This is a genomic window from Pseudomonas sp. MIL19, assembly GCF_028680365.1.
Lineage (GTDB): Bacteria > Pseudomonadota > Gammaproteobacteria > Pseudomonadales > Pseudomonadaceae > Aquipseudomonas > Aquipseudomonas spirodelae.
In genome coordinates, this window is the sequence record NZ_JAPPVG010000034.1 from 25,340 (window position 1) to 32,473 (window position 7,134).

6 protein-coding genes are annotated in these 7,134 nt (G+C 52.3%); 3 read left to right on the top strand and 3 right to left on the bottom strand.

Annotated elements, in window-relative coordinates:
- Positions 1 to 238 precede the first annotated feature (238 nt).
- The 3 genes from N1078_RS16730 to pilB are packed head-to-tail and all read right to left on the bottom strand — an operon-like array spanning position 239 to position 4,036.
- Positions 239 to 1,108 (bottom strand): prepilin peptidase, encoded by an 870-nt coding sequence (locus N1078_RS16730; RefSeq protein ID WP_274089260.1) that lies wholly within the window; start codon positions 1,106 to 1,108, stop codon positions 239 to 241.
- Positions 1,109 to 1,111: 3 nt separating this feature from the next.
- The gene (locus N1078_RS16735; RefSeq protein ID WP_274089261.1) at positions 1,112 to 2,329 is read right to left on the bottom strand and encodes a type II secretion system F family protein; all 1,218 of its coding nucleotides are present in this window, start codon (positions 2,327 to 2,329) and stop codon (positions 1,112 to 1,114) included.
- 3 nt (positions 2,330 to 2,332) lie between these two features.
- A complete protein-coding gene (pilB, locus tag N1078_RS16740) occupies positions 2,333 to 4,036 on the bottom strand; it encodes a type IV-A pilus assembly ATPase PilB (RefSeq protein ID WP_274089262.1) in 1,704 nt (567 codons plus the stop codon).
- A gap of 223 nt (positions 4,037 to 4,259) precedes the next feature.
- On the opposite strand from pilB, the gene N1078_RS16745 reads away from it, so the two are divergent.
- The 3 genes from N1078_RS16745 to N1078_RS16755 all read left to right on the top strand — a co-directional run bounded on the left by N1078_RS16745 (position 4,260) and on the right by N1078_RS16755 (position 6,991).
- Positions 4,260 to 4,679 (top strand): pilin, encoded by a 420-nt coding sequence (locus N1078_RS16745; RefSeq protein ID WP_274089263.1) that lies wholly within the window; start codon positions 4,260 to 4,262, stop codon positions 4,677 to 4,679.
- A 204-nt stretch (positions 4,680 to 4,883) separates the two neighbouring features.
- Positions 4,884 to 6,575, top strand: a complete 1,692-nt coding sequence (locus tag N1078_RS16750) for a PglL family O-oligosaccharyltransferase (RefSeq protein WP_274089264.1) — start codon at positions 4,884 to 4,886, stop codon at positions 6,573 to 6,575.
- 266 nt (positions 6,576 to 6,841) lie between these two features.
- Positions 6,842 to 6,991 (top strand): hypothetical protein, encoded by a 150-nt coding sequence (locus N1078_RS16755; protein ID WP_274089265.1) that lies wholly within the window; start codon positions 6,842 to 6,844, stop codon positions 6,989 to 6,991.
- Positions 6,992 to 7,134 lie beyond the last annotated feature (143 nt).

Here is a 7,134-nt window from a genome sequence, read left to right on the forward strand (position 1 = left end):
GCGGGCCTTGATTTGCTCGCCCCTGCTTTTGTAGGGTGGGTTAGCGGCGCTAACGCTGACTATGGGGGCACCACACTATTCGAGCGCTGCGCAACCCTTCGTTGGATTTTCTCGGTAGACCGCCATGGTGGGTTACGGCGCATTGAGGGCCGATGGTGTTTGCGTGCTCCTGGTTCGCGCCTAACCCACCCTACGGATTACTACAGCAGCTCAGATGCATTTGGGCTGCTGCGTCGTATCAGAACCCGGCAATCTGCAGATAGCTGGCGGTGATCTGCTCGCCCCAGAGCAGGGCAGTCCAGCCGGCAATTGCCAGATAAGGACCGAAGGGGATTGGTGTGCTGGTTTCGGCGTTGCGTAGGCGCAGCATAATCAGGCCGAGTACCGCACCCACTAATGACGACAGCAAAATCGTCAGTGGCAATACCTGCCAGCCGCCCCAGGCGCCAAGCATGGCCAGCAGCTTGAAATCGCCATAGCCCATGCCTTCCTTGCCGGTAACCAGCTTGAACAGCCAGTACACCGACCACAGGCTCAGGTAGCCGGCAATAGCGCCCCAGAGTGCATCTTCCAGGCTGGTAAACAAGCCGAAGCTGTTGGCAATCAACCCGAGCCACAGCAGCGGAAGCACCAGAGAGTCCGGCAGCAACTGATGATCAGCGTCGATCAGGCTCATCGCCAGCAAGCCCCAGGTCAGCGCTAGCATCGCACCGGCCTGCCAGGTGAAGCCGAAGTGCCAGGCAATATAGGCCGAGAGCAAACCGCAGGTCAGTTCAACCAGCGGGTAACGCGGGCTAATCGGCGCTTTGCAGCTGGAGCATTTGCCACGCAGAAATAGATAGCTGATAACCGGGATGTTTTCCCAGGGCTTTATTTCATGGGTGCAGTGCGGGCAGCTTGAGTTGGGTAATACCAGATTGAAGGTTGTCGTCTGAGCCTCAGCAGGCAGCGCTAATATCTCACGGGCCTGCTCACGCCAGTCGCGCTGCATCATTTTTGGCAGGCGATAAATTACGACATTGAGAAAACTGCCGATCAGTAAACCAATCAACAGCGCGCATAAAACAAAGGCCAGCACATGGCTGGCCAAAAAGTCGATTACTGACATTGGTTAAACGACGCTACCCAGCTGGAAGATTGGCAGGTACATGGCAATGATCAAGCCACCGACCAGTACGCCGAGCACCGACATGATCAGTGGTTCCATCAGGCTGGTAAGGCCGTCTACGGCGTTATCAACCTCGGCCTCGTAATAGCTGGCGACTTTGTCCAGCATCATATCCAGCGCGCCGGATTCTTCACCGATGGCGGTCATTTGGATGGCCATTGAGGGGAATACCGCGGTGCTGCGCATGGAGAAGTTCAGCTGCATACCGGCGCTTACATCCTGTTTGATTTTATTCACCGCATTCTTAAATACGATATTGCCGGTTGCACCCGCTACAGAGTCCAGCGCTTCTACAAGCGGAACGCCGGCCGCGAAGGTGGTGGCCAGGGTGCGGGCGTAGCGAGCGACAGATGATTTGTAGATGATGTCACCAACAATCGGCGCTTTCAGTGCGGTACGGTCGAGCCAGTTACGGAATTTCTCCGAGCGTTTTTTAGTTTCACCAAAGGCAAAGAATGCGGCAAACATGCCGATCAGGATGATAAACCACCACTCTTGCAGGGCTTGGGATATGCCGATTACAAACTGAGTAAAGGCCGGCAGTTCAGCGCCAAAGTTGGCAAATACAGACTCGAATTGCGGTACAACTTTGATCAGCAAAATAGCTGAAACAATTACAGCCACCACCACCACCGCAATAGGGTAGTTCATGGCTTTTTTGATTTTGGCTTTGAGCGCTTCGGTCTTTTCTTTGTAAGTGGCTACACGGTCCAGCAGGTTTTCCAGTGCGCCTGCTTGCTCGCCCGCATCTACCAGGTTGCAGAATAAATCGTCGAAATATTCTGGGCGCGTTCTAAGGGACGCCGCAAAGCTATTACCGGCTGCAACATGCTGCTTGATGTCATCCACCAGCTTGCGCATGTTGGGGTTATCAACGCCCTCGGCAATAATGTCAAAAGACTGCAGCAGCGGCACGCCGGCCTTCATCATCGTGGCCATTTGCCGGGCAAACAGCGCAATGTCCATTGGTTTGATCTTCTTGCCCGCGCTGAACAGCGAGGCAGACTTTTTGCGCACTTTGGTCGGGTTGATGCCCTGCTTGCGCAATTGCGCCTTTACCAATGCAGGGTTCTGGCCGCTGGCTTCACCTTTTATTTTGGCACCCTGCTTGTTGGTGCCTTCCCAGGCGAAGGTGCTGGTTTTTAGTGCTTTAACGGCCATCGGTTAGTCCTTAGTCACGCGGTTCACTTCAGCGAGGCTGGTAACTCCCTGCATGGCCTTCAGCAGGGCTGAAGTTCGCAGGTCATTAAAGCCGTCTTTGCGCATCTGGATGGAGATATCAATTGAGTTGCCTTCCTCCATGATAATCCGTTGCAGCGCAGGCGTGTTTTTAACCACTTCATAAATCCCGACACGGCCTTTGTATCCGCCGTTGCAATTCTCGCAGCCAACCGGCTCATAAATCTTGAATGTGCCGATTTTATCTTCTGGGAAGCCTTCCTCCAGCAAGGTCTCACGGGGGATTTGGATTTCTTTCTTGCAGTTATTGCAAAGCTTGCGTGCCAGGCGCTGGGCGATGATCAGGTTCACCGAGGTAGCGATATTAAATGACGGCACGCCCATATTGCGCAGGCGTGTCAATGTTTCTGCCGCGCTGTTGGTGTGCAGTGTTGACATCACCATGTGCCCGGTTTGTGCCGCTTTGATGGCGATGGAGGCAGTGTCCAAGTCTCGAATCTCACCGACCATGATGATGTCCGGGTCTTGACGCAGAAAGGATTTCAGGGCCGCGGTAAAGTCCATGCCCTGCTTGGGGTTGACGTTGACCTGGTTAATGCCCTCTAGGTTGATTTCCACCGGGTCTTCAGCCGTGGAGATATTCACGTCCACGGTATTGAGGATGTTCAGGCCGGTATACAGCGATACCGTTTTGCCGGAGCCGGTCGGGCCGGTGACCAGAATCATGCCCTGCGGTTGCTTGAGGGCGGCCATGTACAGGTCTTTCTGCGACTCTTCATAGCCGAGGGCGTCGATGCCCATCTGTGCGCTTGCCGAGTCAAGAATCCGCATCACAATCTTCTCGCCCCACAGGGTTGGGCAGGTACTGACGCGGAAGTCGATGGATTTGGTTTTCGAGATGCGCATCTTGATGCGCCCATCCTGCGGCTTACGCCGCTCAGAAATATCCAGGCCGGCCATCACTTTCAGGCGCGCAGAAATGCGGGGTGAAAGCTGGATCGGCGGGCGGGCTATTTCATGCAGGATGCCATCGGTACGAAAGCGCACCCGGTAGGTCTTCTCGTAAGGCTCAAAGTGCAGGTCCGATGAGCCCTTTTTAATGGCATCCAGCAGCATCTTATTAACAAAGCGCACCACGGGAGCGTCATCGGCCGAGTTGCCTTCGCCTGCGACGTCGGCATCATCATTAACGGCTTCGACATCCAGGCCGTCGAGGTCGACGTCGGCTAGGTCGTCCATGCCGCTATTGGCGGCTTCAAAGAACTTATCGATGGCATCACCGAGCTTGTCATCTTCAACCAGAATGGCCTCGGTATTCATCCCGGTGCTGAATTGAATGTCAGTAATAGCTTGGTGATTAGTCGGGTCGGAAACGGCCACAAACAGCTTGTTACCGCGCCGCCACAGTGGCAGCACACGGTGCAGGCGCACCAGCTTTTCTGTCACCAGGTCTTTGGGTTGGCTGTCTTTATCAATAGCATTGAGGTCGACGAAGGATACGCCGAACTGGTCGCTGGCCAGCTCCGCTAACACACGACTTTTAACCAGCTTGTTTTGTACCAGGTAGGTGACCAGCGACAGCTTGTTGCGTTGCGCTTGGGCTTGCGCCTGTTGCGCGGCTTTTTCATCCAGCAGTTCCGCCAACACCATCTGCCGGGCCAGGCCGGTAAGGGACACGCTATCGTTCATCACTAACTCCATAACAATGCGTGCGTTATAGCCTAGATGCTCAGGGCATGCCAAACCGAGCAAGGTCAGGTGACAAAAAATGGCAGTTAGTGCCAGCGGTGCGATGGTGGCTTGTCGGTGTGCTTACCCAAGAGGTTTGATTGTGGCTGTGTTGGGAGTTGGCATGCGAGCTGCATTGTGAGGTATAGGTCGTCGACCTATACACATTTAAGGAGATGCTTCTATGAAAGCTCAAATGCAGAAAGGCTTTACTCTGATTGAATTGATGATCGTGGTTGCGATCATCGGTATTCTGGCTGCTATCGCACTGCCTGCTTACCAGGACTATACAAACCGCGCCAAAGCATCTGAAATCGTTCTGGCGGCTAGCTCTGCGCGTACTTGCGTTCAAGAGATTAACCAGAGTGCAAAAAGTCTGGCGTCTGCCGACTTTGTAGCGTGCTCAACCTCGCAGACCTCCCAGTTTGTTAATACTGTAGCGGTTGACGCAAATGGTGTTATCACTGCTACTGGCACCATTCTTGCCGCTAATGATACAAGCGTTACGCTGACGCCAGAACCGGCAAACGCAAGAAATGGTGTGATTACTGCCTGGACCTGCTCTGGTTCTCCGTTAAAGTGGATGCCGGGTAGCTGTAAGTAATTGCTGCAAGCTTAACGTTGATTTGTTGAGAGTCTAACGTAAAGTCACGCGTTGAAGTGTTAAAAAGCCCCGGGTAACCGGGGCTTTTTTGTTTAGGCGCCTGGGCTAACTATTGTTTGATTGAAGATTGATGGTTTAACTCGCTGTTGGATTTATAGTGTAATTGCCTTTTTGTGTTCAGGGTGTCGCAATTCAGGTGGGGCTATGGTGTTGAAAGTTAGGTGCGAAGGGTTGATTTTGCTCGCAATGGTTGTATTTGTGTTTGCGTGGCTAATGCCAAATCATAATCCTCCTTGGACGTCTGCGTATCAGGAGTTTGCGAGTTTTCTTGCGGGGATGATGTTGCTACTGGCAGTGTCATTGTTGCGTGTAGGTAGGGTTACTCCTGCAATTATGAGTTTTTTGTTATTCCCGCTTGTTCCGCTCGTTCAAGGGTGGTTTGGGCTAATACTTATTCCGGGCGCTGAATGGGTTGTTGCTGTGTTTTTGCTCGGCTTTGCGCTGATGCTGATGGTTGGTTACAGCTTGGGCTCGCACTTGGAAAGTCGCGTGTTGTTTGCGCAATTATTGGCAGTGGCTTTTGTTTTAGGTGCAGTCTTATCTGTATGGGTTGCACTGCATCAATGGTTATTATTTTCTCCCAGTTCTTTCTGGGTAATAGACTTGCCCCGCGGCGGGCGGCCGTATGCCAATCTTGCGCAACCGAATAGCCTTGCAACACTTTTGTGTATGGGGTTGGTCGGCGTTGTATATTTGTTTGAGCGCTATTTAATAAACCATGTTTCGGCTGGGTTGTTAGCAGTATTGCTTATTTTTGGTGTTGCGTTGACCCAGTCCCGAACACCGTGGGTTTTCTCTGTTGCGCTGCTGGCATTCTGGAGTTGGAAGGCACATGGCGGAAAGTTACGTCTTTCTGTCCTGGCTTTGCTCGGCTGGCTAAGTATTTATGTTGTCTTTCTGCTGGCTTTGCCAAGCATTTCCGCAGGTTTGCTGACTGCTGAAAGCAATCCGTTGGCGCGTGCGGGATCTTTCCAGCGATTAACGATGTGGGCTCAGCTCTGGCAAGCTGTCCTGCAAGGTCCTATCTGGGGCTATGGCTGGGGGCAGGTAAGTGTTGCTCAGGCAAGTGTGGCGGTAGGCTATCCGGCTCCTGATTTAGCAACGCTTTACAGTCACAACATATTACTGGATCTGCTGTTGTGGAATGGTCCCGTCTTAGGGGGGGGGGTTATTGTTTTAGTCGCGAGTTGGCTGTTGCGTCTTGGTTGGAGCGCTCGATCATCGGAAAGCTTATTTGCGCTACTCGCTGCCGGTTGTGTGCTGGTGCATGCGATGCTGGAATATCCCTTGGCATATGCTTTCTTCTTACTGCCGCTTGGGCTTCTCCTTGGGTTGGCAGCGGCTGAGTGTCGTTCTGCGTTTGATATTAAAGTTTCCTCTTGGTTGCTGGGGCTGGTGTTGGTGTGTTCAATTATTCTGTTTTATTGTTTTTTTAAAGAGTATCGCATTATTGATGAGTATTATAGGGTTAGCCGTCTTGAGGAAGCGCGAATTGTTGGAGTAAAAACAGGGGTTGTTCCAGAAGTTGTTTTGATTAGTGAGCCCCGAGAGTATGTTCGCTTTGTTCGTTTTCAGCCTTTTGAAGGTATGTCAAGCTCTCAGCTTGACTGGATGCGTAAGGTCACTTTGCGTAAGCCTATTGCGTTTAGTTTGTTTCGATATGCTTTGGCGCTTGGGCTGAATGGCCGGCCAATAGATGCAATTGAGCAGCTTAAGATAGTGCGTGCGCAGTTTGGTGAGTCTGTTTATCTTCAGGCGTTAGATGAACTTAAGGGTATGGAAGAGAAATACCCGCAGCTGTCTGCGATTCGGCTGCACGTGGACGGGGCGTTCTAGGGTTGGTCTGAATCGCGTTATGGCGGATTGGTAGGGTGGGATCGGCGTAGGCGCTTCCGTATTTTGCCGCTAACTTCCGGTATCTGCCGTTATATTGAGCGTCTCGTGAACGTGCGGGATGTTTCGTTATGGATAATTGAGCAGTATTGGGATCACCATTCACGGATGAAAATTTATCAACAGATTACGCTTGCGACTAATCCATCCGAAGGTCCGCGGTATTTCCTAGGCTACACTCTGAGCTTCGATCTCTAGCATAGGTCGGAATGCCGGATTATCCTCGTGTTCTCGTTCCGGGGGCGAGCCTGTTTTTAACGGTCGATTTTCTGCTGCGGCGCAATAACGATTTGCTGATTCTGCATGTCGATGTCTTGCGTGATGCTATGGCCGCGTTAACCGCCGCCCTCTTTTTATGATTAATGTATGTGTAGTTCTGCCTTAGCATATGTATTGCGTTTGGGTGTTACCGTCGGGCGATGCTGGGCGGCCGCGAAAACTGAGTGCAACACCTGACCTTTCCGGTACGGTGCTGCCCCTATGTCCTATTCCGAACTCAGCG